This window comes from Actinomycetota bacterium (assembly GCA_019347575.1).
Taxonomy (GTDB): domain Bacteria; phylum Actinomycetota; class Nitriliruptoria; order Nitriliruptorales; family Nitriliruptoraceae; genus JAHWKY01.
Map to the genome: position 1 here is coordinate 16,010 of JAHWKY010000025.1, position 25,796 is coordinate 41,805.

General features: G+C 70.4%; 27 protein-coding genes. 11 read left to right on the forward strand and 16 right to left on the reverse strand.

Annotated features, from left to right (window positions below; translation table 11 throughout):
• Positions 1-14: 14 nt before the first annotated feature.
• On the reverse strand, positions 15-1,016 hold the full coding sequence (locus tag KY469_15795; protein MBW3664563.1) for a prolipoprotein diacylglyceryl transferase: 1,002 nt from the start codon (positions 1,014-1,016) through the stop codon (positions 15-17).
• An 18-nt stretch (positions 1,017-1,034) separates the two neighbouring features.
• Complete coding sequence (locus tag KY469_15800) at positions 1,035-2,159, reverse strand: peptidoglycan DD-metalloendopeptidase family protein (protein ID MBW3664564.1); 1,125 nt, start codon at positions 2,157-2,159, stop codon at positions 1,035-1,037.
• Positions 2,160-2,299: 140 nt separating this feature from the next.
• Here KY469_15800 and KY469_15805 point away from each other — a divergent pair, with 140 nt between their 5' ends.
• The 6 genes from KY469_15805 (at position 2,300) to KY469_15830 (ending at position 8,496) form a co-directional block, all read left to right on the forward strand.
• A complete protein-coding gene (locus KY469_15805; protein ID MBW3664565.1) occupies positions 2,300-4,225 on the forward strand; it encodes a VanW family protein in 1,926 nt (641 codons plus the stop codon).
• Entirely contained in the window at positions 4,222-5,151 is a 930-nt protein-coding gene (locus KY469_15810; GenBank protein ID MBW3664566.1) for a class I SAM-dependent methyltransferase, read from the forward strand. Before KY469_15805 ends, KY469_15810 begins: the two co-directional genes overlap by 4 nt.
• A 114-nt stretch (positions 5,152-5,265) precedes the next feature.
• On the forward strand, positions 5,266-6,318 hold the full coding sequence (locus KY469_15815) for a DUF2332 domain-containing protein (protein ID MBW3664567.1): 1,053 nt from the start codon (positions 5,266-5,268) through the stop codon (positions 6,316-6,318).
• 7 nt (positions 6,319-6,325) lie between these two features.
• Positions 6,326-7,096 carry a methyltransferase domain-containing protein gene (locus KY469_15820; GenBank protein ID MBW3664568.1) on the forward strand — a complete coding sequence of 257 codons (771 nt, stop codon included), beginning with the start codon at positions 6,326-6,328 and terminating at the stop codon, positions 7,094-7,096.
• Positions 7,097-7,124: 28 nt separating this feature from the next.
• On the forward strand, positions 7,125-7,514 hold the full coding sequence (locus tag KY469_15825; protein ID MBW3664569.1) for a hypothetical protein: 390 nt from the start codon (positions 7,125-7,127) through the stop codon (positions 7,512-7,514).
• A 190-nt stretch (positions 7,515-7,704) separates the two neighbouring features.
• A complete protein-coding gene (locus KY469_15830; protein ID MBW3664570.1) occupies positions 7,705-8,496 on the forward strand; it encodes a response regulator transcription factor in 792 nt (263 codons plus the stop codon).
• 110 nt (positions 8,497-8,606) lie between these two features.
• Here the strand turns inward: KY469_15830 and KY469_15835 are convergent, their stop codons facing one another.
• The 6 genes from KY469_15835 to KY469_15860 all read right to left on the reverse strand — a co-directional run bounded on the left by KY469_15835 (position 8,607) and on the right by KY469_15860 (position 13,602).
• Positions 8,607-9,284, reverse strand: a complete 678-nt coding sequence (locus tag KY469_15835) for a hypothetical protein (GenBank protein MBW3664571.1) — start codon at positions 9,282-9,284, stop codon at positions 8,607-8,609.
• Positions 9,285-9,301: 17 nt separating this feature from the next.
• Positions 9,302-10,918 (reverse strand): M23 family metallopeptidase, encoded by a 1,617-nt coding sequence (locus KY469_15840; GenBank protein ID MBW3664572.1) that lies wholly within the window; start codon positions 10,916-10,918, stop codon positions 9,302-9,304.
• Positions 10,919-11,046: 128 nt separating this feature from the next.
• Positions 11,047-11,670 carry a hypothetical protein gene (locus KY469_15845; GenBank protein MBW3664573.1) on the reverse strand — a complete coding sequence of 208 codons (624 nt, stop codon included), beginning with the start codon at positions 11,668-11,670 and terminating at the stop codon, positions 11,047-11,049.
• Between the two features lie 473 nt (positions 11,671-12,143).
• The gene (locus KY469_15850; protein MBW3664574.1) at positions 12,144-12,395 is read right to left on the reverse strand and encodes a hypothetical protein; all 252 of its coding nucleotides are present in this window, start codon (positions 12,393-12,395) and stop codon (positions 12,144-12,146) included.
• Between the two features lie 236 nt (positions 12,396-12,631).
• Positions 12,632-13,345 carry a hypothetical protein gene (locus tag KY469_15855; protein ID MBW3664575.1) on the reverse strand — a complete coding sequence of 238 codons (714 nt, stop codon included), beginning with the start codon at positions 13,343-13,345 and terminating at the stop codon, positions 12,632-12,634.
• Entirely contained in the window at positions 13,342-13,602 is a 261-nt protein-coding gene (locus KY469_15860; GenBank protein ID MBW3664576.1) for a hypothetical protein, read from the reverse strand. The genes KY469_15855 and KY469_15860 overlap by 4 nt, the downstream gene beginning before the upstream one ends.
• Positions 13,603-13,678: 76 nt before the next feature.
• Here KY469_15860 and KY469_15865 point away from each other — a divergent pair, with 76 nt between their 5' ends.
• The 4 genes from KY469_15865 (at position 13,679) to KY469_15880 (ending at position 15,825) form a co-directional block, all read left to right on the forward strand.
• A complete protein-coding gene (locus KY469_15865; protein ID MBW3664577.1) occupies positions 13,679-14,035 on the forward strand; it encodes a hypothetical protein in 357 nt (118 codons plus the stop codon).
• Positions 14,036-14,075: 40 nt separating this feature from the next.
• Positions 14,076-14,288, forward strand: coding sequence for a hypothetical protein (locus tag KY469_15870; protein ID MBW3664578.1), 213 nt, complete (start codon positions 14,076-14,078; stop codon positions 14,286-14,288).
• Positions 14,289-14,941: 653 nt separating this feature from the next.
• Positions 14,942-15,496 (forward strand): DUF1778 domain-containing protein, encoded by a 555-nt coding sequence (locus tag KY469_15875; protein ID MBW3664579.1) that lies wholly within the window; start codon positions 14,942-14,944, stop codon positions 15,494-15,496.
• A 5-nt stretch (positions 15,497-15,501) separates the two neighbouring features.
• Positions 15,502-15,825, forward strand: a complete 324-nt coding sequence (locus tag KY469_15880) for a hypothetical protein (GenBank protein MBW3664580.1) — start codon at positions 15,502-15,504, stop codon at positions 15,823-15,825.
• A 150-nt stretch (positions 15,826-15,975) separates the two neighbouring features.
• Here the strand turns inward: KY469_15880 and KY469_15885 are convergent, their stop codons facing one another.
• Positions 15,976-16,992 (reverse strand): AAA family ATPase, encoded by a 1,017-nt coding sequence (locus KY469_15885; protein ID MBW3664581.1) that lies wholly within the window; start codon positions 16,990-16,992, stop codon positions 15,976-15,978.
• 51 nt (positions 16,993-17,043) lie between these two features.
• Here KY469_15885 and KY469_15890 point away from each other — a divergent pair, with 51 nt between their 5' ends.
• The gene (locus KY469_15890; protein ID MBW3664582.1) at positions 17,044-17,220 is read left to right on the forward strand and encodes a hypothetical protein; all 177 of its coding nucleotides are present in this window, start codon (positions 17,044-17,046) and stop codon (positions 17,218-17,220) included.
• A gap of 612 nt (positions 17,221-17,832) precedes the next feature.
• Here the strand turns inward: KY469_15890 and KY469_15895 are convergent.
• The 7 genes from KY469_15895 to KY469_15925 form a co-directional block, all read right to left on the reverse strand.
• The gene (locus KY469_15895) at positions 17,833-18,384 is read right to left on the reverse strand and encodes a hypothetical protein (GenBank protein MBW3664583.1); all 552 of its coding nucleotides are present in this window, start codon (positions 18,382-18,384) and stop codon (positions 17,833-17,835) included.
• Positions 18,385-18,818: 434 nt separating this feature from the next.
• Complete coding sequence (locus KY469_15900) at positions 18,819-19,475, reverse strand: hypothetical protein (protein ID MBW3664584.1); 657 nt, start codon at positions 19,473-19,475, stop codon at positions 18,819-18,821.
• Between the two features lie 10 nt (positions 19,476-19,485).
• Entirely contained in the window at positions 19,486-20,004 is a 519-nt protein-coding gene (locus KY469_15905) for a hypothetical protein (protein ID MBW3664585.1), read from the reverse strand.
• A 101-nt stretch (positions 20,005-20,105) separates the two neighbouring features.
• Positions 20,106-20,888, reverse strand: coding sequence for an ABC transporter ATP-binding protein (locus KY469_15910; protein MBW3664586.1), 783 nt, complete (start codon positions 20,886-20,888; stop codon positions 20,106-20,108).
• Positions 20,888-23,113, reverse strand: coding sequence for a branched-chain amino acid ABC transporter ATP-binding protein/permease (locus KY469_15915; protein MBW3664587.1), 2,226 nt, complete (start codon positions 23,111-23,113; stop codon positions 20,888-20,890). The genes KY469_15910 and KY469_15915 overlap by 1 nt, the downstream gene beginning before the upstream one ends.
• Positions 23,113-24,000: a branched-chain amino acid ABC transporter permease gene (locus KY469_15920; GenBank protein MBW3664588.1), complete on the reverse strand. Its 888-nt coding sequence runs from the start codon at positions 23,998-24,000 to the stop codon at positions 23,113-23,115. Before KY469_15920 ends, KY469_15915 begins: the two co-directional genes overlap by 1 nt.
• A 42-nt stretch (positions 24,001-24,042) precedes the next feature.
• A complete protein-coding gene (locus tag KY469_15925) occupies positions 24,043-25,779 on the reverse strand; it encodes an ABC transporter substrate-binding protein (protein MBW3664589.1) in 1,737 nt (578 codons plus the stop codon).
• Between the last annotated feature and the right edge of the window lie 17 nt (positions 25,780-25,796).

The following is a 25,796-nucleotide window of genomic DNA, read 5'->3' on the forward strand; positions in this document are numbered from 1 at the left end:
GCACAGCGGCCCGGTCAGCCGCCCTGGTCGGGGGGCTGGTCCACCTCGCCGCTCGCGTCGGCGTCGGGCCCGACCGGCGCCACCGTCCCCCTCCACGGGTGGTCGAAGTCGGGCGGGTCCCAGGCCCACGGTCGCTCGTCCCAGGGCCGGCGGTTGGCCAGCCACCCGGTGAGCGCGAGCGCCGCTGCCACGAGCGCCCACTGCGAACCGGTGAGGCCCAGGATGCGCTGGTCCTCGCGCACGAAGTCGGTCAGGAACCGGAACAGCCCGTACCAGTAGATGTAGAGCATCACGAAGAAGCCGTCCCACCTCGGCTTGCGCTCGGCCCACAGCATGAGCAGCAGCAGCGCGGCCACCGCGACGAAGTCGTACAGAGCGGTCTGGTGGACCGCGATGTCGAAGCAGCCCTGCGTCGGGGGGTCGATCACCCCGGAACGGACCGCGTCGAGCGGGTAGGAGTCGGGCGCGACGCTGCCGAACGTGTTCGTCGCGCGGACCCACAGGTTCGAGGTGCAGCGCCAGGCGAGGGGGAAGTCCCCGGCCGGGTCCCCGATGTGGTCGCCGATGACGAGGTCCCCGAGCCGTCCGATCAGCAGACCGAGCGCGACACCGGGAGCCACGGAGTCGAACAGCTGGAAGAAGCGCCAGCGCCTGCGGACGATCATCGGCAGCGCGAGCAGGATGGCTCCCGCCAGGCCTCCGAGGAACGTCAGGCCGCCCTCCCAGACGGCGAACACGCGCAGCGGGTCGTCGGTGTACTCGCCTGCGTGGGTGATCACCCAGAACAGGCGCGAGCCGATGACCGCCCCGATGGCACCGCGGACGAGCAGGTCCTGCAGCTGTTCGCGGAGGTCGGGCACCTCGAAGTGGGCGACCCCGCGCTTCTCGGCTCGTCGCATCATCAGGACCGCACCCAGGAGGAACCCGACGGCGATCCCGACGCCGTGCGGCGACAGCGCCACGTCGCCGAAGATCGGGATGCGCTCGAGTATGGGGAAGCTGATGGCGGCGAGCATCGGGGACCTCGGGGGAGCTCAGCAGGACGGTGGGAGGAACTGGAGGGGATCCACGGCAGCGCCGTTGACGCGGGTCTCGAAGTGCAGGTGCGACCCGGTGGACGACCCGGTCGAACCGACGTCGCCGACCTGCTGGGCCCGGATCACCGTCTGGCCCTCGGTCACGACGAGGCGGCTCTGATGAGCGTAGGCGCTCACCACCCCATCCCCATGATCGATGAGCACCATCTGCCCGTAGCCCCCGTGCCACCCCGCGAAGATGACCACACCGTCCTTCACGGCGCCGATGGGCTGGCCCGTCTCGCCGTCGATGTCGAGACCCTCGTGCATCCGGCCCCAGCGGCGTCCGAACCCGGAGGTCACGCGGTCGCAGCGAGGCCACACGTAGCCCGATGTGCTCGGAACGATCGAGGTGACCGGCTTCTGGCGCTCCGCGATGAGCCGCTTGAGACCCTCGACCGCATCCTCGAGGTTGTCCATCGACTCCTCGAGTCCGGCCACCTCGGCGCGGGCGGCTGCCAGCTCGAGCTGACGCTGCTGACGCATCTGGGCCACCTGTGCGAGCAGCTGCTTGTGCTCGAGGCGCATGCGCTCGAGCCGTGCCAGCTCGGCATCGTGGCGGTCCTGCTGCCCCGCGAGCGCGATCCGCGCGTTGCTGACCTGCTCGAGCCTCGCCTGGTCCGTGCCGGTGACGACGCGCACGAACTCGCTGCGCTCGAGAGCTGCCTGGATGTCGCCGGCGGTGAGCAGCACCTCGAACGGCAGCGAGGTCCCGTGCTTGTACATATCTGCGGCGCGGAGTCCGAACGCCTCGTGCACCCCCTCGACCTCGGCGGCGAGCTCGGCCAGGAGGCGCTCGCTCTCGACGACACGGTGGCGCTGCCGCTCGATCGCCGCTGCCGCCTGGTTCACCGCGGCCTCGACCTCGGCGAGGCGCGCATCCGCCTCGGCGAGCCGCGCTGACGCCTCTGCCTCGACGCCCTCAGCAGTCCGTATCTGCTCCGCGACCGCGTCGATCCGCCGCTGCGCGTCGCTGAGCGCCGCCTCCTCGGCGGTCTGGGCGCGGGCAGGCATCAGCGCCCCGGCAGCGAACAGCGTCACAGCCGCCAGGAGGAAGATCCAGGAGGGACGAACGCGGCCCACGCCACCTCCGGGTCGTGGATGTCAGGGCCGGCCCGGGACCGTAGCGGAGGTCGTCCGCCGCGCAAGAGCCGCCGGAGGACGGGTCGCGCACGCTGGTACGCTCCGCCCGCTCCGATCCGCTGTGCCTCCTTGGGGTTCCCTTGACGCTTCGTCGCGCTGCCACGCTCGCGGGACTGGTCTCGTTGGGCGTCCTCGTCGTCGCGTTCCTGCTCGTCGTCTCGCTGCGCGCGGCGCACGGTGACATCCTCCCCGGCGTGACCGTCGCGGGGACGGACCTGGGCGGCGCCGAGGAGGACGCCCGCGCGCAGCTCGAGGTGCTTGATGAGACCCGACGCACCGACCCCGTCACGGTCGTCGTCGGGGACGAGTCGTTCACGCTCGATCCGGGATCCGTTGGCTACCGCATCGACATCGACGCCACCCTCGACGCGGCCCGGCTCCCCGGGCGCGACGGTGGGTTCCTCGCGACGTCCTGGGACCACGTTGCGGCTCTGTGGCGCGACGTCGACCTCGAACCAGTCGAGGTGCTCGACGAGCAGGCGCTGGCGGCGTGGGTTGCGAGCGTGGGCGCCGAGGTCAACGACGAGCCCTTCCCCGGAGCGCTGCACATCGACCCCGCGACGCTCGCGGTCTCCACGGAGGCACCGGGACCTGGGCAGCAGGTCGACGAGGACGAGATCGCGGCGTCGGTGCGAGAGGCACTCAGCACCGCGGGCCCCGAGACGCTGGGGTTCGAGCCCGTCCCCGTCCCCGCACGCATCGAACCGGCCGCGGTCGAAGCGGTCGCGGCGCAGGCGCGGGGCGCACTGAACGAGCCCCTGCGACTGACCGCCAACGACGCCACCCTCACGCTCGAGCCGAGCCAACTCGCCTCGATGATGCTGCTGCGCGAGGTCAGCGAAGGTGACACCTGGACCGTCGAGCTCGCGGTCGAGGCTGCCGCGGTCGAGGCCGCCGTCGGTGGACGCGCGAGCGAGTTCGAGCGCGAGCCCGTCTCCGCGAGCTTCGACCTCCCCCGCGAGCCGCCCGCGACGCTCGACGATCAGGACGACACCTCGTGGACCCCCGTCCCCGTCGACGCCCGCATCGTCCCATCGCAGCCGGGCGAGACGTTCGACGCGGGTCTCGCCGCGACGCAGATCAGCGAGCTACTGCAGCAGGGGACCACGACCGCCCCGCTGCGGCTGCGTCCGGTCGAACCCGAGTTCACGACCGCGGACGGGGAGGCGTTCGGTATCACCCACCTCATCGGCACCTTCACGACCTACCACGCCTGTTGCCAGTCACGGGTCACCAACATCCAGCTCCTCGCGGACATGGTCGACGGCACCACCGTGGCACCGGGCGAGCAGTTCTCGGTCAACCAGATCTCCGGTGAACGCACCTGCGGCAAGGGCTTCCGCGCCGCGGGGATGATCCTCAACGGCGAGCTCGTGGACGTCTGCGGGGGCGGGACGAGCCAGTTCGGGACGACGACCTTCAACGCGGCGTTCTTCGCGGGGCTGCCCATCGATCAGTACAAGGCGCACAGCTGGTACATCAGCCGCTACCCGATGGGGCGTGAGGCCACCCTGAACTACCCCTCCCCCGACATCGACGTCCGCTTCACGAACACCACCGACGCCGGGATCCTGGTACGCACCAGCTACACGGGCACCTCGATCACGGTGTCCCTCTACGGCGACAACGGTGAGGTGACCGTTCGCGCGATCCACGGGTCGCCGACCAACTACCGGGGCTTCGGCACGCGCACGCGCGAGAACAAGGCGCTGCCACCGGGTGCCTCGCGTGTGGTCCAGAGCGGGGCGCAGGGCTTCGACGTGACCGTCGTGCGTGTCCTCGAGCAGCCCGACGGCACCGAGGAGCGGGAGGAGTTCTTCACCCGCTACACGCCCATCGTCAAGATCGTCGAGCAGAACAGCGACCCCGCCCCGCCGCCGCCCGACGAGGACCCGCCCGACGACGGTGAGCCCGAGCCGCCGCCGGAAGAGGGCGGCGACGAACCGCCGCCGGACGGTGGTGGGGACGAGCCGCCCCCGTCCGAGCAGCCGGATCCGGGGCAGTGAGCACGCAGCAGGACGGCTACGTCGAGCGCGACCTCACGCCTGACGAGCTCCAGCTCGCCTTCCACGAGTTCGAGTGCCAGACCTACGACGAGCGCTTCGGCATCTCGGCGACCGAGCACACGGCTCGTGACGCGGCCCGGGAGGCGCACCGCCTGCTCGGCGGCGCGACGTTCGACCGCGTCCTCGACGTCGGCTGCGGGACCGGTTTCCTCGGTCTGGGTCTCGCCCACGGCGGCCACGCGCGGGACCTGCACCTCGTCGACCTGTCACCCGGCATGCTGGGTCGCGCTCGCGACAACGCGGCTGCACTCGGCGTGACCGCGACGATCGTGCAGGCCACGGCGGCCGACCTGCCCTACCCGGACGCGAGCTTCGATGCCGTCGTCACGCGGGGCGTGCTGCACCACCTGCACGACCCCGTCGTCGCGCTGCGTGAGTGGCGTCGCGTGGTGGTGCCCGGCGGGCCCGTCATCGCGCTGAGCGAGCCGACCCCGTGGGCGGACCGCATCGGTGGGGCGACCGCGGTCACCACGCTGAGGTCGCTGGCGGTGGCACGGCAGATCGCGGACCGGGTCGGTCGGCCGTTGTCACGACGGTCCGAGGAGGAGGCCGAGGAGCACCGCTTCTGGGACCTGGTGGCCATGGCCGCCAACCTCCACACGTTCACGCCGACGCAGTTGCGCGATCTGGGGCGGCACGCGGGCTTCGCCTCGGTGCAGGTGCGCGGCTCGGGTCTGGCTTCGATCGCCTGGGCCGCTGCCTACTACGTCCTGGTGGGTGAGTTCCCCGGGTTGGAGCGGAGCGAGTCCGCCAAGCGACGGGCGGGGCGGGTGTTCGGGGCGCTGCGCCGCGTCGACGCCGCCGTCGTGGAGCGGATCGTCCCCGACCGGGTGCTCATGACCGTCCAGGCCGTGTACCGCGACTGACCGCAGCGTTACAGTGCGGTCCCCATCCAGGCCGTGTACCGCGACTGACCGCGGCGTTACGGTGCGTCCCCACCGCGCCGGAGGCCTGCCCTGGACGGACCCGCTGCCGCTGACGTGCTCCGCGAGCAGATCCCCTCAGTCAAGGGCCGCTCGCCGCTGTACGAGCGGTTGCTGGCCGGTCTGGCCGGAGCGGCGGAGCGTGGCTTCGACGGCGGCGTCATCCCCCGCCTGCTCGACGCGGCTGGCACGACCCCGCACGAGGCACGACTGCTGCTGCTGGCTGCGCTCAACCACGCGGCCGTGGTCGACCCCTCCCTCCCCCACGCCGCGTGGTTCCCCACGGCACGGGAGGATCAGGCGCTGCCTCCCGAGGAGGGCGCCCCGGCTGCCCTCGCGCTGGCCTACCTGATCGAGAACGAGGTGCGCGTGGCGGCGTTCGTGCGCGAGCACCGGGTGCAGACCAACGAGGTCGGACGCTGCACCGCCCTCCTGCCCGGCTTCCTGCGTGGCGCCGGGTTCGGGCTGCCCCTGCGGCTGCTCGAGGTCGGTTGCGCGGCCGGCTTGAACCTGCGGTTCGACCGCTACCACTACCGCTACACGAACGGCCCGTCGTGGGGGCCCAGCGGTGGACCCGAGCTGGAGGCGCGGGGCGAGGGTGATGTGCCGCGGACGCTGACGCCGCCATCGGTCGACGTCGTCGAGCGCCACGGGGTCGACCTGTCACCGATCGACCCCACGACCGACGAGGGCCTGTACCTACTGCACTCGTTCGTCTGGCCGGACGAGACGGTGCGGCACGAGCGTCTGCACGCGGCCGTCGCGGTGGCGCGCACGGTGCCCGCACGGGTCGACCGGGGCGACCTACTTGAGTGGAGCAGCGAGCACGCCTCGCCCGACGAGGGCGTGGTGACGGTGCTGTACCACAGTCAGGTGCGCTACCAGCTCGACGACGCCGCCATCGCGCAGCTCGACGCCGTCGTCGACCGCGCCTGCCGCGCGGCCACGCCGGAGGCACCGATGCTGTACCTCGCGCTCGAGCCGCCCCGAGGGGCACCATCGGACGCCCTCCCCGAGCTGGAGGTGACCGTCGGCGACGGATCGGGACCGCCCACCCGGAGCGTGGTGCTGACGACCGACTGGCACGGCCGTTGGGTGCGCTGGTGGTGAGCCGTTCGTGAGCGCCGACCACGTCGAGCGCAACCGCGGACTGTGGGAGCGCGACGCCGACACCTACCAGGACGATCACGCCGAGTCGCTGCCGGTGGATCGCATGGTGTGGGGCGTGTGGCAGGTCCCCGAGGACGAGCTCGGGCTGCTCGGGGACGTCACGGGTCTGCGCGTCCTGGAGCTCGGCTGCGGGGCGGCGCAGTGGTCGGCGCGGCTGGCGTCAGCCGGTGCGCACCCGGTCGGGCTGGACCTGTCGGTCAACCAGCTCCGCCACGGGCTGCGCATCCGCGACCAGCTCGGGGCGGGCTACCCACTGGTCGCCGGAGACGCCGAGCACCTGCCGTTCGCGGACCAGGTGTTCGATCTGGTCCTCAGCGACTGGGGCGCGCCGGGGTTCACCGACCCCTACGTGTCCATCCCCGAGGCGGCTCGGGTGCTCGTCCCGGGAGGGGCCCTGGTGTTCTGCACCGCGCACCCCCTGGAGTTCCTCACCTACGACGCCGATCGCGGCACCCGCTCGACCTCCTTCCAGCGGCCCTACTTCGGACTCCACCGCCTCACGAACGTGGAGGGCATCGTGGAGTTCAACCTCACGTTCGGGGCGTGGTTCGACCTGTTCCGCTCCGTGGACCTGGTGGTGGAACGGCTCGTGGAACCGCAGCCATCCGAAGGGGCGCAGACGACCTACGCCGCCTACGGCGACCTCGACTGGGGGCGACGTTTCCCCTACGAGGTCATCTGGCGACTGCGCAAGTCGGGCCGACTTCCCCTATCGTGATGGTTCACGCCTATCGAGGGGAGGCGCGTTGGGACGGGTCGATCGGGCGGTGCGTCGAGCGCGCCGCCACCTACAGACCGATGAAGCCCTGCTCGGCACCGTGCTGGGGTCGCTCCGCGCGAACGACGGCAAGCGCTCGCGGCCGGTCCTGCTCGTCGCCACCGACCGACGGGTCCTGCTCGTGCCCACGCGGGGCGCCAACGAGCCGCGGTCGATCGCGCTGCGTGAGGTCGACGCGTTCGCCGTTGGCAAGGACCGGCTCCGACTCGCCGCGGGTGAGGACGTCATCGAACTCGGCAGCGTCGAGGACCGCACCGCGCTCGCCATGGTCGGCGACCTCGTCGGCACGCGCCTGTCACGTCTCGGCGACGGCGTCCCGCAGCAGATCCCTCCGAAGGTCCGCATCGTCCCGAACTGATCCGGGGCGGGGCGGGGGGCGTCGCGGGGCGACGCGGGTGCGGGGCGTTGGTGGGGCGCGTGCCGGGCGCAGCGGGGCGGCGGCCCTCGAACGTCCGGCTGTGGACGAGAGGGCGCTACTTCGAACCCATGTTCGGAACGAGTCACACCCATGTAGTTCCATCGCCGCCACTCGACCTGGGAGGGACGGGATGGCGATCCTGCGAGCGCAGCGGAGGCGACGGAGCCACGACCGTGAGCGAGCCCGGCGGGCTCGCCAGCACCGCCCGCCGTCGCCGCCGGTCCGGGACGTCCTCGAGAGGGGACGCAGCGGGCCGACCCACCGGCTCGCCGAGACGCGTGGCTGCTACGACGCCGGAGGGGTCGGGCGGCTCCGGGTCGTCATCGTCGACCCCCACCCACTGACACGGTCCGGCATCGCCGCCGTGCTCGCGGACGACCCGCGGCTGGACGTCGTGGCGGCGGCTCATGACGTTGCCGAGCTGATCGGCAGCGGCGCGATGGCGACGTCCGTGGATGCGATCGTGGCCGTCGTCGACGATGTCGTCGACGTCGCCGACCTCACCGATCCGCCAGACGCGGGGCCGCTGATCGTCGTCGCCCGGCTGGTGTCGGACGCCGGGTTGCTCGCCGCGTTCGGCGTCGGGCTCCGCGGCGTCGTCCTACACGACTCCGAACCGTCGACGCTCCGCGGGGCGGTGACCGCGGTCGGCGCAGGCGGCACGTACATCGACCCTCGCCTGACCGGGCGGCTGCTGCAGATGGCCCACCGCGGGCAACGGGCGAGCGAGGACCCGCTCGGCCTCACCGTGCAGGAGCGCCGCGTCCTGCGGCTCGCCGCCGAGGATCTCACGAACCCGCAGATCGCCGACCAGCTCGGCCTCTCGGTCAACACCGTCAAGGACCACCTCTCCAGCGCCTACGGCAAGCTCGGGGTACGCGGACGCGAGGACGCCGTCCGCGTCGTCCGCGAGCACGGCTGATCGGGTCGGGGCCACCACCTCGCCGATCGCATCGATGTAGGCGGTCCTGTACCTCTGAGGTCAAGAACGGCCTACCCAGATGTCCGAAGCGCTCCGTACCGTTCCACCGATCACGCCCCGAACGGCAGCTGCACGTCGGGGTCGAGGGTCGAGTGTGCCCGGTCGGGGCAGACGTCCTGGAAGCCGGGGTCGTCGTAGACCGAGAGGGCGACCCAGCCGAAGCGGTCGCCGAGGTCGGGTAGGAACTCGAGGTCGTAGGCCACCCGGAGGCGGTTGCCGACGATGTCGGGGCGCTCGTCGGAGACGAGGATGCGGCGGTCGCCGACGTCGAAGGTGGTCTCCCACTGGTCGCCGTCGAGGGCGACGCGGAGCTGGTAGAGGATCTGCTCGCCCCGCAGGGTCCAGACCACCCACTGGATCAGGTCGTCCTCACCGAGGCTGTTGCGCCCCGCGGCCGCCGGCACGTCGCCGTCCATCTCGAAGGTCACGACGAGCTCGGACCCGTCCACCTCGAGCGCGACCCGCCGCAGATCGGTGCCGGGAGCGGCACGGTCGGGTGCGTCGCCGCCGCCCGTTCGGGCGTCGTCGCTGCCGTCGCGGCACTCGGCGGTCCCCGACAGCGCCGTGACCGCCCCGACCACCGCGCGATCCGGCCCCCCGCCGCCCGCGGCTGCGCGAACGACGACCGTCGCGAGCACGGCGACGATCAGGCCGAGCGCGAACGCCCCGAGCCAGAGCCGGTGACGACGGTGGCGCCCCGACGGCACCAGCGAGCTGGTTGCGCCCACCGGTGCCGTCGGGGCCCTCACCGTCCGGGACGCTCGTCGTCGCGGGGGACGGGCGCGACGAGGTCCAACGGCAGAGGTTCGAACGAGGCACGTTGACGACCCGACCTCGCCTCCCGGGCCGCCACAGAGCGCGCGCCAACGGGGATGGGGATAGGCACGCGCTCCTCGTCGCCGAGCGGTAGTGGCTCGAACGGCAGGCCCGGAAGGGCGAGGTCGGGCAACGCGGGCGCCGGCGCCCCGACCGCAACGGCCGGGCGTGGTCGGCGTGAGCCGCGCAGCATGAGCGTGAAGAGCGCGGCCGTTCCCAGCAGGATCAGCAGCGCGAGGGGCGAGGTCGCATCGCTCGCCCCGGCGGTCCCGGCGGGCAGCGCCGGTGCCGCCTGCACGGGTGCCTGCGGGGTCGCCGGCAGGGCCGGTGTCGACTGGCCTGCGGGCCCAGCTACCTCTAAGGAGGCCGGCGGCGCGACGACCGGTGCCAGCGGGGTGACGGAGACGGCGGCGTACTGCCCGGCGGCAGCGCGCGCGTCGGCCAGCCAGCGATCGAGGTAGGGCACCGGCGGGATCGGCCCGCCACCTCCGGGGTGGATCTCGAAGTGCAGGTGCGGCGGGGTCCCGGCCGCGTTGCCGCTGTCGCCGACGAAGCCGAGCACGTCGCTCTGCTCTACCTCCACGCCCTCGTCGATCCCCGGTGCGAAGCCGGCGAGATGGGCGTAGTAGAGGAACGTCCCGTCGGCGGTTACCAGCCGCAGGGAGTTCCCGCCGATCGCGGTGTCGCGACCGATGCGGCCGATCACGCCGTCGAACGACGCGATGACCGGGGTTCCGTACGGGGCGAAGATGTCGGTGCCGGCGTGGGGGTGGTAGCTGGGCACGTGCCGCGGGGCGCCCCAGTCGTCGCTGTAGTTCGCGGGCCCCGCCACGGGGAAGGGAGCCAGGAGCCGCGCGATCTGGCTCGGCAGCAGCAGCGCCTGGCCGAACAGCTCGAAGATGTCGGAGGTGGACCGGGGACCGGGGGCCTCGGCGTACATCCAGTAGCCGGGCAGGGGTGCGAGGAGGAACTCGTCATCCGGCTCCGGGGGCAGGCTGCCGTCGTTGAGCACGCCCATCTCGAAGGCGGTGGGGACGCCCAGGGATGGCGTCCCGTCCTTCCCTGCCGCCATCGCCTCCACGAGCGGCTGGCGCACGGGGGCGCGCGGCTCCACCGCCGTCGGGGCGCTGGCCCCCTCACCCGGCGAGGACGCCTTCGCTGTCGAGCCGTCACCCGTTCCGGTCGATGTGTCCGTGTCGGTGCTCTCCGGCGTCGTCGGGCGCTCGGGGGCACGCTGGGATCCATCGTCCGTCGGCTCGTCAGCGGTGTCGGGTTCCGATCCGGCCGGCTCCGCCGTGGGCTCGGGCTCGGGGTCGGGGTCGTCCAGGAGGCTCTCGGGGTCCTCGACGACGTCCTCGACCGTCCCGACGGGGTCCTCGACCACGTCCTCGAGTTCGGGGGGGGGCAGGGCATCGGTCCCGCTGGTGAGGTCGCTCGTCGCTCCGGCTGCCACCGGCCACAGCACGGCCGACGCGGCCACGAGCGCCAGGACGACCAGGAGTACCGAGACGACCGCAAGGTGCTGCCGTACCACGCTGTCTCTCATCCGCCGGTACCTCCCTTCACCTACTAGTACGGATGAGGACCCTCCTCGGTTACGGCGGATCTTCGCCCCGAGCACCTCGCGGTGCCGGCGGGGGGCGGGGCTCGGGGCGTACCGGTCGCACGAGCCACTCACGCGCGCCGCGACCGAGCCGGCCGGGGCGTCGGTCGTCGGAAGGGCAGGACGTTGGACGGGGCGTGGCCGGCCACGACGGGGCCGGCCACGCCCGGTGGCTGGTGGCGGGGCGTGGCCGGCAGCTCCAGGCCCACCTCCGCGAGCGATCCCGCCAGGGCCTGCAGGCCCGCCTGCCAGCGCCGCTCGGCGGTGCAGGCCAGCTCGGAGGCGACCACCGCGCCGAACCAGGCCTTCCGACCGTCGAGGCCCGTGGCCCGGCCGAGTTCGGTGGCGGCCTCGACGGCGCGCCGTAGGGCCTCTCCGAGCAGGTCGTGGGCGTGGCGCTGGCGCGGCGGGGCGGTCGTCGCGGTCCACGCGCTCGCCGCCAGCCGCGCGCCATCCACGAGGGCGGCCACCGGCTCGCGGTCCACCGGCGTCGCAGCGGGCGGTTGACGCTCAAGTTGACGGCAGGCAGCGGCGAGCCCCGCGATCAGGCGCGGAGCGGCGGCCCGGGCCCGAGCGGTATCCGCGAGGTACGCCACGGCGCGGCGCCGGTCGACCGCGACCTGGACCCGCGACGACACCGCCGCGAGGAGCGGCGGCATCAGCTCCGTGCCGGACATCGAACGGGGGCGCCGCACCATCGACCTCCTCGGCGGGCGCCTCGCGGGGAGCGACGTGCCCTCACCTACTGGTACGGATGAGAGGGGCCCGGAGTAACGGCGGATCGCGGATCCAGCACCGCATCCGGGTGACAACTCACCCGGCGAGCGGGCTACCTCCCCCCGAGAGCGGGCTACGAGGCGGGCGCTCACGAGGCGGGGCGCTGGCCCAGGCGGCGACCATGATCGGGCCGAGCGCGATGGACGTCCGTCCCCCCGCCAGCCGACCTCTTGGAGCCTGGACCTGCCACCGTCCCGTTCCGGATATCCGGAACGAGGCGGTGGTAAGTCGGCGGCGCCCGCGCCGTCCACAGGCTGAGGCTGCTCCGATGCCCCGTGGACTGGCGACCGCGCGAAGCCTCGCGCATGAGCGACGACCAGGACATCACCCAGGTGGAGGTTGGTCCGTAGCTCCCAAGCCGACCCCCGGGGCTCGAGTTCCTCATTTCGTCTCAGCTCGGCGCCCAACTCCGGAGGATGCGCGACGCGATCTGCATCGAGCCGACGCCGACCACCGCCGCGGTCGGGCCCCCCTCCGCCAGCCCGAGCAGGCCGAAAGCGAGCACCAGCACGCACACACCGACCACGCGCCACGGAGGCGGCGTCCGATCGCGACCGGAGCCGTAGCCGTGGCCATCCGCGATCAGACTCAGATGACCACTCGTGGGGGTCGCCGCCTCGTGCCGCTCGCCGCTACCTCGCATGGCCTTCCCCTCCCGGACGGGTGATGACAGGACCGTAACAACACGCTCGTACCTCGTCAGCCCGCATGCCCACGAAGCTGTGGATAACTCGTTCGAGGGCGGCGGCGCGCGGTCTTCGTTGGGACTGCGGTCCGGCTGACATGCGGCTGGGTGCCGGCGCTCCGGCGCCTCGGTGGTCGCGCCTCGTCACCTGGACGAGCGTCACCAGCCCGACGCCCCGCGACCGCGCGTCACACTCACGCGAACAGCTCGCTCGCGACGAGCTGCGCGGCGATCGCGGTGACGGTGCCGGACGCGACGGCCACGACGCGCGCCGGCCACGGATCCAGCCAGCGGTAGTGGCGCCGCACCTCCGGGGGCGCGCGCCGCACCCGCCGACGCCCCGCGAGGGTCCACAGCCACGAGATCAGCAGGCAAGCCACCGCGCCCACCGTGTGGTGACCGCGGTCGAGGCTCCGCTGCGACACGATCACGCTCGCCACGGCCAGGAGCACGCCGACGGTGCCGGATGCCGCCAAGAAGGCGCCCACGATCGTTGCCTCCAGCGCCACGACCCGGGCCGACGCCGTCGCTCGCTCGATGGCTCGCCCCTCCGAGTCCCGCAGCCGCGCCGCCAGCTCTCGCTCCCGAGCACGGGCGCGCTCGGCCTCGGCGACCGCCCGAGCCAGCGACGCGGCGTCAGACACCGCCGCCTCGCGGAGCCGATCCGTCTCCTCCGCCGCATCCGAGCGGACCCGTGAGACCTCGTCCTCGCGCTCGGCGATGCGCTCCCGGTCCCGACGGTGCATCGCGATGAGTTCGTCGCGGACCAGCTCCCGCTCGTGGTCGCGGTCGTCGGTCAGTGCGAGCCTGCGCCGCAGCTCGCCGTTGACGAGCATGCGTGCGACCGTGGCCTCGCTGAGGTGCTCGGCGCCCTCGAAGCGCGACAGCGCGCGCAGGACCTGGATCACCGCCCCCTCAGCGTCCTGTGCAGCTCGACTCCACGGTTCCGGCACAGCGCGAGGAGGTTGTCGATGATCTCGTCGAAGTAGCGTTGCGGGTCGCGCACACCGCCGGCCCGCGCCTGCTCGATGAACCCGGCGACGAGCCCGTTGAACCGCACGCTGGCCGCTGCCCTGGCGAGGTTGGGGCGGAGCACGATCCCCCGGCACGTCTGCTGGGCCCTGATAAGCGCGGCCTTGGCCTCCTCGAGGGTGATGGGGAGCACGCGGAGCTGGATGGCGACCCGGTCGTGGTGACGGTCGGAGCACCTCCAGCAGGTGGCGGACCGCGGAGTTGGCGGGGTGGACGTGCAGACCGAGCACCGAGAACAGCACGTTGGTGTCGAGGAAGCACACGAACTCCGCCGGCTCCTCCACGGTCGCTCGCAGCTCCTTCAGCACGACCTCGTCGAGTCCGGCAGCGCGCAGCACGAACGACGTCGTCATGTGGCGCAGCAGGTAGTCACGGACGGCCCGGCTCGTGGGATCGAGGAACTCGGCGATGGCGGCCAGCAGCTCCACCCGGTCCACCTCGCCGTAGCGCTCGACGAACGGATCGACGTACGTCGCCGGGTCGAACCGGAGCACGTCGCCGCGCAGCATCTCGTACGTGCGGGCGCCGAGCCGGCCGACCAGGGGCAGCAGCAGGGGTCTCGTTGAACGCCGACCAGGCGCCCGCGAGGTCGATGCCCCTCGAGCAGTGCCGGCGGAGGCTCTGCTCGAACCGTCCCTGTGCCCTGGCATCGATGAGCCTGCTGCTGTCAACCTGCTCCTCGACGTGGATCCGGCCGGTTTCGGTCAGGGCGTAACTGCCACCCGACACGGCGACCTGCTCGGGCGCCAGGTCGCGCAGGATCGCCTCGCACCGCAGCGCGTCGAGGTCGACGCCGAGGTCCCCGAGCGGTGTCGCTGACCTCGACCGGTGTCAGTGGCGACCCCGCCAGCCACAGCGCGCCCAGGGCGAGGTGCCGGCACGCCCGCCCCCACCAGTCGGTGTCGTTGAGCTCCACGAGGTGGATGAGGTCGACCACGCCCCTCGAGAGGATCATCGCGAGCGGTGCTCCTGTGCTCGGCAGCGTGCGCGGCAGCGTCGGGGCGGGGGTCCCCACCCGCTCGTGACAGGCGCGGCGCGCGACCCACCCTGTCTGTAGGTACGGCTGAGCGACCCGGCCGGTTACGTCCGAGTTGGAACTTTCCCCCGGCAGACGGGTGAACGCTCACCCGGTGAGCAGGTGAACGCCCACCTCCTCGACGTTGAAGCAGTCCCCTACTCGCCTCGGTTCGTCGCCCGACCCGAGGCCTGGAGGGTGCGGCTGGTCGGGTTGTCGACGGCGCCCGGATCCGATCAGGATCAGCCCGGCGCCGCCACTGCCGCGTGGTCGGCGCGAGGTCGCCTCGTCCGCCGACGTCGAGGCGACCTCGCGGCCTGAACTCCGCATCGACACCCTCGCGGCCCCATCGGGTACGGCGAATGGCACATCGACGTGTCCGCGGGCGGAGGCGCGCACGCATGCGTCGAAGTCGCACCGTGGTGTCGTACGGCGTTCGTACGGGAAGAGGTCCGAGATGGGGACAGCCGAGACCGAACGAGTCGAGGCTCGCCTGTCGCCGGGACAACGACAGCGGATCGACCAGGCCACGGCCCTCGAGGGCCAGGCCCGCTCGTCCTCCATCGTCGCAGCGGCGACCGAGAGAGCCGAGCACGTGATCAGGGCGCGAATGACGACGGTCATCGCGTCAGCAGCAGCGCATCGTGTGATGGACCAGGTCGAGGCGCTCCACGACGAGCATGAACTCGATTCCTTCGAGTGCGGGAACACCACGCTCAGCGGATGGCTCGAGTGTCACGCCCTCCAAGCGCGGGGTCGGGGCACGGGGATGTTCGTCCTCGTCGACGAGGGAGCTGGTTCCGTCGTCGGGTACTTCGCGATCGCGCCGCACCTGGTTGCGCGGGAGGAGGTACCTGCCCGGATCGCACGGGGCGCGCCGAACCAGATCCCTGCCATCCTTCGCGCCAAGCTCGGTGTGGGTCGCGCCGTCGACGTCGACCAGCGTGTAGCCGAGCGTGTCGGTGACGACCAGTCAGCTGCAGGAAGACCGCAACCGCACTGGCGCTCGTGACCGCGATGGGCCAGATGCTCCTCGCCGGCCCGGCCTACGCCGGCGCCGCGCAGTCCGGCGAGGAGCTCGAGCTCAGGTCGAGCCAGACGGTCAGCTTCTCGGGGACCACGACGGCCACGTTCGGGTTCGTGTCCACGCTCGGGACGGTGTCCGCCGCCGGTCACTCGCTGACGGGGATGGTCACCATCGGGTGCACGATCCAGTCCGGCGGTGCGGCGACCGTCGCCGGCCACCACGTGGCCTTCTACATCAACCATGCCGGAAGCACCCTGGAGTTCACCGGCAGGGGGTTCGCGGGTCGACCGGGGGCTCGGCGACGGTCGCCCTAACGGACGTCCGCACCCGGGCAGTCCTGCGCTACCGGCGTGTCGAGGTTCATCGCCATCGGGGCGGTCAACCTCAGGTGACGGGAGGGCATGTCAGGATCGAGACGCCCCCGGTGAAGATGTCGCGTCATGGACGGCGTGTCGCCGCCCTCGTCATCCAGGCGCATGGTCAACCGAGTAATCGCCCGCCGCCAGCTCGACCAATTGCCGGAAGCATTCGCGGAGCTGCTCGGGTACCTCATCGGGATCAGTGAGTCGCGTTGCGAGTTCTACGAGGCACTCGGTCTTGGTCGACGGTCCTTGTTCCGACTGCTCACGTGCTAGGGCGAGCAACTTGTTGCTGAACTTCCCCTCCCCTCTCAGCTCGCCGATGTCCGTCGGTTTCCAGTCTTCGCCGTCGCGTCGTGGCCAGGCCTCGTTGGCCGTGCGGGCCCATAGGTCGTCGGTGAACAGGTCCTCGATCTCGCCGGGATCCCCGAGCAGGTGCATCTGGTCGGGCCTGATGCCGACGGCGCGGAGCTTCTCGGGAGTGAACAGGCTCCTGGTAGAACGGTCCTGCGTCGAGTCGCGGTCGATGATGAACTGCACCTCGCGGTTGTGGCTGGCCAGCCACCGGGCAACGTCCAACGCCCCGCGGTTGTTGTTTCCGGCTATGAGAGCGATGCCGCTCGACTGAAGGCTCATGCCGACGACCAAGCGGAAGAGGATCGGGAGGGCCTGTGCCTCGGTTGACCCTTCCACGGCCACGAAGACGCGCTCGTGCAGTAGCACGCTGTTGCGGAGCCCCATGGCCGCTGAGATGGCGGCGAGATGGCGGTTGACCTCCTGATGTTCGTCGCTGAGTAGGCGGCTCACACGGGTGTGGCCATCGACGAGCTGCAGGTGCACAACGTCAGCGATGTCGACCTTGTCGATGAGGTTCAGTGAGTGGGTCGCCACGAGAACACGGACGCTGTCGCGGGTCGACTGGTCACGGATGAGCTCTACGAGGTCGCGCTGGTTGGCGTAATCCAGGTGGGTGTCAGGTTCGTCGTACGCGATAACCACGGCTCTCTCGCCCGGGTCGGCCAATAGGTCTCTGGTCCATTCCCACACAGCCAGGGTCATGCGACGACGACGCCCCGCGCCTGAGTACTCGAGCGGCACGTCGATCCCAGCTTGCGTTCCCACGTGCACCGCAACCTGCTGGAAGCCTTCACGGAACGATACGGACGGCGACACATGGATGTCGACGAGCTCAGGGCAGCGACGGAGGACGTGAGCGCAGAGGTCATCGGCGGCGTCCTGAAGGCGTTGCTGGAGTTGCCGCTCAGCCTCCCTCACCTGACCCACGATGGAGTCCTCGTCCAGAAGTTGTTCGAACGCTCCACGGAGTGCCTGGTGGATTTCACTCCGTAGTTCCGGCTCACGTGTCGACGAGAACCTCAGGAGTCGGGGCAGCCTCGATGTCAGCGCTGCTGGGGCCGGTACCCACGCCTGAGTGGTCCCACCCGCGGCGGCGAGCGTGCGGAGAGGTTCACGCCACGCCTCCGGCCTACGTGCGTCGCCCGATGGTTCGACACCGAGTTCCTGGGCCCGCTGGCGCAGCTCGGTCCTGTTCAAGGATCCCAGGCCCCGAAGCAGTGGCTCCTGCGGAACGGTCGCGAACATCTCGTAGGTGTCGTGCTCCCCGTCTCGCCGCACCCTGCGTACGTCAATGCGTCCATCGTCCACAGCGAGCAGCTCCCGGTCCTCCTCCGTGAGGTCGAACGTGCCGATTACGGCAGTCTGGGTTGCGACCTCCAGGGTGATCGCCCCTTCGGCGCTCGTGGACGGAGTCCTCGTCAGGTCGTCGTCGCTCAATCGGTGATCACCTAACAGGTACCCCAGGGCATCAAGGCACGCCGTCTTCCCTCCGGCGTTCGCGCCCGTGAGCACGGTCGGCCGTCCGAGGGGTATGACGCCCGTCGCCGCGAGGCAGCGGAAGCCTGTCACCTCGAACGAGACGAGATTCATCCGTGGGTCGTCACGTCAGACGCGGCGGATCGTGTGGTGACAGTTCGGGACGTTCGGCAGCGAGAACGCTGTCGGGTCGCCAGGCGCTGGCCAGTACTTGGCCCGATGCCCGTCGTAGACGCTACGCACCGAGACCACCTTGCCCTCCAACGCCACGCATTCGCGTGCCGGCTCCCAGAGTGGTTCCGCAGCGCGGTAGATCTGGCAGCGTTCGCTGCCCTCATCGAGCAGTCGAGCCGACAATCCCCGGACGTACCAGGTGTTGAACTCGTTCAGCCCGAGAAGACGAGCACGCTGGCTGACGTTGACTGCCCGCTCGCCCATGGAGCCACTCTTGCGACGGAACGCTTGGTGGGTCTGCCACAGTTCGGCGTGATCGAACGCGGCTGTGAGCGTGTCATCATCTTCGGATTCCAGCGCCACGCGAACGAGCTCGGCGAAGGAAGCTCGACCCGTCGGTGACAGGTCGGCCCCGACGAACGGTAGGGCGGTCGCCTGCTCAGTATCGAACTCCGCGATCATGCACTCACGGGTTCTGTCATCGAGTTCCTCGAAGCGCATCCCCATCGGCCTCTCCTCCTCACCTATTAGTACGGATGGCCGAGGTCTGCGGTTACGGTGGGTTCTTTCCGTCGCGGAACTCCGCGTGAGGAGGCAGACGAGGGTCGCGCCGCTTTTCCGGCCAACGAGACCCTGGGACCGTTGCGGAGTCCCGTTCAGTCGTAACACCGTTCACGGCGATGGCTACGGGCGCGTCTCGACGATGGCATGCACGAACCGGTGCTGTTGGACAACTACAGCACCCACCGCGACACCGACTCGCCCGGCCAAAGTGCTCCGCGATCCCTCAGCGCCTACCGCGGCCGCTGAAGTGGGGACTCCGTGACGCCAGGATCTCTCGGTCCCTCGATACGACGACGGCGTCATCGTGCTCCAAGAGGTGGCATACACGTTCCGGATTCGATTCATCCTGGCGATGGTCGAAATCGAGGTGATCCTCCTCAGACCTCCCATTCCCAGGTCACCGATACGACCGAGTTGTCCTCACCTTCGAGCGCGGGGCACCGAACCGTGCCCGTGGACTCGTCGGCGCCGAGCGTGATCTGGCACGGCTCGAGTGTTCTGGAGTAGGTCCGGGTCTGGCGGAAGTTCCCGGGGGTCAAGTCGGCGTCCGGGTCCTCAACCTCGGCCGTGATCAGGAACGCGTTGCTCAACTCGCCGGGCCCGGCGATCTCGTCCTCGTCCGCAGCCATCCCCTGGCCTGCGGGGATCTCGTAAGTCCCCTCCTCGCTGCGGGGACCGACGAGGTCGAACGCCAGGCGGAAGTGGCGGCTGTCGTCGATCGCCTCGAGGTTCTCCAGGCCGATGGACAGGAAGTGGAGGTCCGTTGAGAGCTCACCACCCGTGATGAGCAGTTCGACGTCGCTCTCCCATTCGAACTCCTCGTCCCCGGACACGGTGACCTGGAGGTGCACCGGCTCCATTCGAGACGTGATCGGCCCCTCGGGCTGTGCCTCGCCCGTGGGCGTGGTGGCATCGGGTGTCGGGTCGTCCGTCGCCGTCGGCGACGGTGCGGGGCTAGCGGCTTCCTCGGACGCGGTACAGGCTGCGAGCGAAGCCAGTCCCGCGACCAGACAGAACGTCAGGGCCCGCCTCATCGGTGATCCCTCACGAGCCATCTGCACACCCTTCGGCTGTCGCGACCTCGAACCGACCGTGTCCGAAGCCGGTCCGCTTGCCGTCGTTCGAGGAAGCCATCACCCCGAGGTTCGCCTCACCCGGCGGAGCTGTGGGCGGTACCACGATGAGCCACACGTACCGGCCGGCGCTGTCGGTCTGCGCGAAGTGCAGCGCACCGTGTGGGTCATTGTCCGAGTAGGCACCCACCATGACAAGGCCAACCTCCGGTGCGGTCGTGATGGTCGCGGCAACGGTCTCGCCGTTGCGAACGCAGCCCGGTTCGGTGACGACCTCGACGGGCAGTTCGTTGGGGTCCTGCGTCGGCTGCTCCGCGCCAGGCTCCGATCGGTCGGTTTCCGGTTTGCTCGGGACGACAGGCATTTCTGGTGGTGCGTCCGGAGCGACGGGCGGAGCCGAGTTAGCCATCACATCAGGCGGCTCGGTGACGTCGATGCTGGCATCGGGCGTTGGGAGATCCGAGAGCGTCGGGCTCTCCAGCGCGATCAAGTCGGGTCCGTCAGCGCCTGCGTCGAGGCCGTCAGCAGAGGAGCAACCAGCGAGAACGACCGTGAGTCCAACGAACGTGGCGACGACTCGGTGCCCGATCCTCACGCTTCCACCGCCCCGTTCTGGGGCCCTCCGGAGGCCACATCGTGTAAATCAGGTGACTCGTGGCCACTCCCCCCCAGGTACGACTCGAGCAGCTCGGGGCTCTCCCTCAACTCGCTCGAGGGACCTTCCATGACGACCTTCCCCTTCGCCAGCACGTAGGCCCGGTCCGTGTGGCGGAGTGCCATGTCGACGAACTGCTCGACGATGATCACGGCGGTGCCCTCACTGTTCACCTGCTCGATGATCTCGAACAGCAGCGCCACGATCTTCGGCGCGAGACCAAGGGACAGCTCGTCGACCATGAGCACCCGGGGCTTGGACATCAGCGCACGGGCGACGACCAGCATCTGCTGCTCGCCACCCGACATCGTCGCCGCAGCCTGCTTGCGACGCTCCTCAAGGCGGGGGAACAGCTCGAAGACGTGCTCGAGCTGGGGGCCGTAGAGTTCGGGCTCCTTGTGTCTTGGCCAGAAGCCGAAGCGCAGGTTCTCCTCGACCGTCAAGCCCGGGAACAGCTCGCGACCCTCAGGACCATGGGCCACACCGTGTTGAACGACGTCGTAGGCCGGCAGGCCCTGGATGTCGTCGCCGTCCAGGACGATCGTGCCCTGGCTCGGCGCCATCATCCCCGAGATGGCGCGGAGCGTGGTCGTCTTGCCCGCTCCGTTCGTCCCAAGCAAAGCGATGCGCTCGCCCGAATCGACGTGAAGCGAGACGCCCCGCAGGGCCACGATGGGTCCGTAGGAGACGTGGATGTCGGCGACTTCGAGCAGTGCCATCAGGATCCCACCGTCTCTGGCTCGCTCACGCCGAGGTAGGCGGCGATCACATCGGGGTTGCGCTGGATCTCCCCCGGGGTGCCCTCCGCGATGATCGCCCCCTGGTTCAGTACGTAGAGGTAGTCCGTGACAGATGTGACCATGCGGATGTCGTGCTCGATCAGCAGCAGCGTCGCGCCCAGGCCACGAACGAAGCGGAGCACGTCCATCAGCTGGTCGGTCTCTCGCTCGTCGAGGCCCGACGCGGGCTCATCGAGCATGACGACACGGGCGCCGCTGACGAGGGCTCTGGCCACCTCGACCATCCGCAGCACGCCGAAGGGCAGGCCGGCTACGAGACGCTGCGCGACATCGCCAAGGTCGAGTAGCTCGATGACCCTGCGGACTCGGGCTCGGGCTCGGGCTTCCGCCTCAAGGGCCTGTGGGGTCACGGCCATGTGCTGGATGAAGCCGGTGGCGTTCTGCAAGTGCGTCGCCGCAAGGAGGTTCTCGAACACGGTCAGCTGTCCGAACAGCTGGATGAGCTGGAACGTCCGGGCCACGCCGAGCTCGGCGCGCTGGTGCACCGGCAGCCCGGTCACGTCGACGCCGTAGAGCCGCACGGTCCCCTCGGTGGGCTGGTTGTACCCGGCAATCGCGTTGAACAGCGTCGTCTTGCCTGCGCCGTTGGGGCCGATGAGGCCCGTGATCTCCCCTTCGCGGACCGTCAGCGACGCGTTGTCAACGGCCGTCAGTCCACCGAACCGGACGGTGATCTGGTCGGCCTCGATCAGTGCCGCGCGCTGATCGCGGGGCACCGTGCCGACGCTGCTGGTCGTCTCCCCATCGTGGGTTCGCTCGATCTGGGCGAGGGAGGAAGCGGGGCGGTGGCCGTTCCCGCTCGGTTCGCTCACTGCCGACGCGAGCCCTCCACCTCCGGACGCAACATCAGCGGTCGGATGGTCTGCTGGCTGATGATCAGCCGTGACGAGGCGGTCGAGTTCGAGCACGGGAGGTACCCGTTCGTCGCGGCTCCGGCGAGCCAGGCGCCGGTGCAGGACGGCGACGGTCAGCGCCAGTCCGCGGAGGAGCCGGTGCCGCGCTCGAGGGACCGCGGCGGCGAGCCGACCGGCGGGCACGGCCTCGATCTCCACCGTGTCCGTGGAGGCTTCGTCCACCGTGTCCCCGGAGGCTTCCTCAGCCGACGACGGGGCTGGTTCCTCGGTTGGGGGGTCCTTCGCACCCGTCTCAGCGATGACGATGAGCTTCTCCACCGCCTGTCCGCCCCGGCGCCGCAGGTCACGCCAACGCTCGCCCATCGACGCCGCGAGCGCGGCGAGACCTCCCGGGTAGGCGAGGAAGACCGCCGCGAGCAGTCCCGCCGAGACGAGCTGGAGGAACTCGTTCAGGAAGGTGACCCGGAAGAAGACCTCCTCGAGCGCCGCGAAGACGAAGGCCGCCGCGACCGCGCCTCCGAGGCTCAGAAGGCCGCCGACGACCGCGATGGCCAGGAAGAACAGCGACCCGGTGAAGTCGAACGCATCCGGGCTGACCACGCGGCTGTGCGTGATCATGAGGTTCCCGGCGATCCCGGCCATGGCACCCGACAGCGCGAAGGCGAGCGACTTGTAGCGCAGGACGTTGACGCCGAGCGACGCGGCGGCCATCTCGGAGCCGCGTATCGCGTAGAACGCACGGCCGGTCTTGGAGTCGCGCAGGTTCATGAGGGCGTACAGGAGCGCGATGGCGACAGCCCACGCCACGAAGTAGTAGACGCGTCGCGAGCTGAAGTCGAGCGACAGCAGCGTGCCCGGGGTCCCGATGGCTTGAGGTGGCACGCTGGAGTTCGCCAGCAGCCATTCCTGCCTGAACAGGAACTCGCTCGCGGCCCAGGAGAAGATCAACGTCGCCACCGCGAGGTACAGGCCGCGAACGCGGAGTGCAACCACACCCAGCACGCCTGCCACCAGTCCGGCCACGACCACGGCGACCGGCATGCTGAGGGGGAACGTCAGCCCCAGTCGCCCCGCGGCCCACCCGGTCGCGTACGCCCCGACCCCCACGAAGGCGGCGTGCGCGAGCGAGATCTGCCCGACCCACCCGGTGAGCAGGACCAGGGACGACGCGACGATCGTGAATGTGGCCGCCTGGGCCGCGCTGCCGAGGAGGTCGCTGGTACCTGGGAGGAACGGCAGGATCACCAGGCCGGCGAGCAGCACCCCTTGCAGTTGCCTCTGCCTACCCATCAGCCCAACCCGCTGCTCTGCTCGGCGCCCGCGAGCTGCTGGCCCCGCAGCGCCATGACTATGAGACCGACGACGGCGAGGAACAGCTGGGCCGAGCCCTGGACCGTCCCGAACACCGGGAGGAAGGGCACGAGCCCGACGACGACCCCGACGACCGCCCCTCCCACGAGCGCACCGGTCACGCTCTCGAGTCCGCCGATCAGCGCAGCGAGGAACCCCGGCAGTGCCGACAACGGGAGCGAGTACGGCTGAAGCACAGTGATCGCGGCGAGCAGGATGCCGGCGATGCCGGCGAGCGCCCCACCGATGACCCACGTCAGGGCGGTCATGCGTTGCGGGTTGACCCCCATGAGCGCAGCGGCGGTGGGGTTCTCGGCGGCGCCGCGCATAAGCAGGCCGAGGTCGGTGTACTTGAACAGAGCCGTCAGGAGCCCGAAGATGACCAGCATGCTGAAGAACAGGCCGAGCTCACCCACGCGGATGCCCGAGAGCCCGACAGGGATGAACACGTCGGGGAAGACACCGACGGCGGTCAGTGCGGAGGTGCCCCAGACCTGGGCCATGATGGCGATCGCGAGTCCGAGGACGACCACGGTTCCGACCGTCTGCGCCGTCGCCCCCTGCTTGCGGAAGGGCCGGACGAAAATTCGCTCGACGAGCCAACCCAGCGCACCCCCGGATGCGATGGCCAATGGAAGCGCGACGAGCGCCGGCAGCCCCAAGGCGACCAGCGTGTACAGCACGTAGGCAGGCAGCGTCGCCATGACGCCGTGAGCGAGGTTGAGCACCTTGGAGGCGCGGTAGATCAGCACGATGCCGATGGCGAAGATGGCGTACACGCCGATCAGCGGCAACGACAGCACGATGGCTGTGAGGTACGTGATCACGAGGGGTCCTGGGCGTTCATCGTCAGCGTCGCTCCTGGCGGTCTAGAGGCTGGGGTCGCGGATCCAGCCCGTGTCGAGGTACCTCCACCCGTTGAAGCTCCCGCCCGTGGCCTCGACCTGGAAGGCCTGTGCGAACTTGTTGGCGTGGTGCTGGTTGGGCCGCCAGACGAGCGTGTTGGCGAGATCGGTCTGGAAGTCCATCGCATCGAGCTTCTGACGCAGGCACGCGCGTGTGAGGTTGGGCGAGCACTTTTTGACGGCGTCCACGAAGACCTGCGTGCCCAGGTAGGCGCCCTCGACGAACTGGTTGTTGAAGTCGACGCTGGGCTGCACCCGACGCACGTCCTCGACGTACTTCTTGACGCCCGCCTTGTTGCTAACCGGGGGGATTGAGGGGTTGTAGCCGGTCCAGACCCGCATCTTGTCGCACCAGCTCTGGCACTGGCTGGCGAAGGCGTCCGTGAACAGGGTCTGTGCGCCGTAGGTCGTCTTGCCGCGGCCGGAGAACGTCCCGGAGTTGGCGTTGCGCCACTTGATCGCGGTCTCGGGGACGAGGAGCAGCGCGACCATGTCGCAGTCCGAGCTGCTGGAGGTGTTGTTGCAGTCGCCGTTGAACTTGGCCGCCTCCGAGTTGTACGTGTCCTGGTCGGGGTTGATCGGCATGTCCGCCTTGACGGACGCGCCGGGGAGCGTCTTGACGTAGTCCTTGAACGCGGTCGCCCCCTCGATCCCGAACTTGAACTTGCTGTCCCAGACGATGCCGAGCGAGCGTGCGCCGTCCTTGTCGTAGGCGTACTTCGCCATCGACCGCATCACCGACAGCGTGGCGGAGGCGACCGGGAACACCCAGGGTTCGCGGTACTCATCGATGCGCAGTCCGGTGGTGCCGACGACCGGGATGCCCTCCTTGGAGATCAGGCCGGCCTGGATCGCGGCTGCCAGTCCCTCCGACGACGGCACGACCAGGAGCGCGAACTTCCCCTCCTCGATGAACCTTCGGATCGCGTTCTGTCCGCGCGCCGCGTCCCAACTGTCGTTGAACGGCTCGAACTTGATCTGGCGACCACAGATCCCACCGGCTGCGTTGACCTGGTTGAGCACCGCCTGGATTCCAACCGTCGCCGGCTTGAGCAGACTGGCACCCGGGCCGTCGTTGACGACGGTCGCGGCGACCTTGATCTCGGTGGCGGTGACGCCCTTGTCCGTCGCGCCGCCGTTGTTGGCCCCGCACGACGCATCCCCTGTTCCTGACGAGCCGGTCGTGCTGCCGCTTCCCGTCGTCGAGGATCCGGAGGAGACATCCAGGCCGGTCGATCCGCTGCTTGACGAACCGGTCGACGTACCCGTGGACGAGCCTCCGCTCGTGCCGCCGGTGGTGGTGCCCCCTGTTTCTCCGTCGCCGCCACTCGTGGCCGAGGGGCCGCCACCCGTCCCCGACGTGCCGCCCGTGCTGGAGGACCCCGCCGAGCCGCCCGTGCCTGCTGTGCCTGTGCTCGTCCCGCCCGTGGAACTCCCACCCACGAGCGCCTCGATGTCGAGCGGCCCGCCTTCGGTGCCGGGCCCGATGGCGCCCTCGACGACGTCGGAGGGCAGCTCGAACGTCTCTCCGTCGCCGGGGAGCTCGCCGGTGACGGTCGCGCCGGGACCGCTACCGGCCGCGCTCGCGACGCCACGCGGTGCGAACTCGACCATGGAGAACGCGCCGAGCATGGCACCGGCGACGAAGGCCGTGAGGACCTTGCCGGCGGAGGACGCTGGCGGGGGTGGGATCATCGTCATGGGACCGGATCTCCTGA

Bases quoted from the DNA above. Each gene is read 5' to 3' on its own strand.
- KY469_15795 (MBW3664563.1), bottom strand. From the start codon at position 1,016: ATGCTCGCCGCCATCAGCTTCCCCATACTCGAGCGCATCCCGATCTTC.
- KY469_15830 (MBW3664570.1), top strand. From the start codon at position 7,705: ATGGCGATCCTGCGAGCGCAGCGGAGGCGACGGAGCCACGACCGTGAG.
- KY469_15840 (MBW3664572.1), bottom strand. From the start codon at position 10,918: ATGAGAGACAGCGTGGTACGGCAGCACCTTGCGGTCGTCTCGGTACTC.
- KY469_15850 (MBW3664574.1), bottom strand. From the start codon at position 12,395: ATGCGAGGTAGCGGCGAGCGGCACGAGGCGGCGACCCCCACGAGTGGT.
- KY469_15875 (MBW3664579.1), top strand. From the start codon at position 14,942: ATGGGGACAGCCGAGACCGAACGAGTCGAGGCTCGCCTGTCGCCGGGA.
- KY469_15880 (MBW3664580.1), top strand. From the start codon at position 15,502: ATGGGCCAGATGCTCCTCGCCGGCCCGGCCTACGCCGGCGCCGCGCAG.
- KY469_15890 (MBW3664582.1), top strand. From the start codon at position 17,044: ATGGATGTCGACGAGCTCAGGGCAGCGACGGAGGACGTGAGCGCAGAG.
- KY469_15895 (MBW3664583.1), bottom strand. From the start codon at position 18,384: ATGGGGATGCGCTTCGAGGAACTCGATGACAGAACCCGTGAGTGCATG.
- KY469_15900 (MBW3664584.1), bottom strand. From the start codon at position 19,475: ATGAGGCGGGCCCTGACGTTCTGTCTGGTCGCGGGACTGGCTTCGCTC.
- KY469_15910 (MBW3664586.1), bottom strand. From the start codon at position 20,888: ATGGCACTGCTCGAAGTCGCCGACATCCACGTCTCCTACGGACCCATC.
- KY469_15915 (MBW3664587.1), bottom strand. From the start codon at position 23,113: ATGGGTAGGCAGAGGCAACTGCAAGGGGTGCTGCTCGCCGGCCTGGTG.
- KY469_15925 (MBW3664589.1), bottom strand. From the start codon at position 25,779: ATGACGATGATCCCACCCCCGCCAGCGTCCTCCGCCGGCAAGGTCCTC.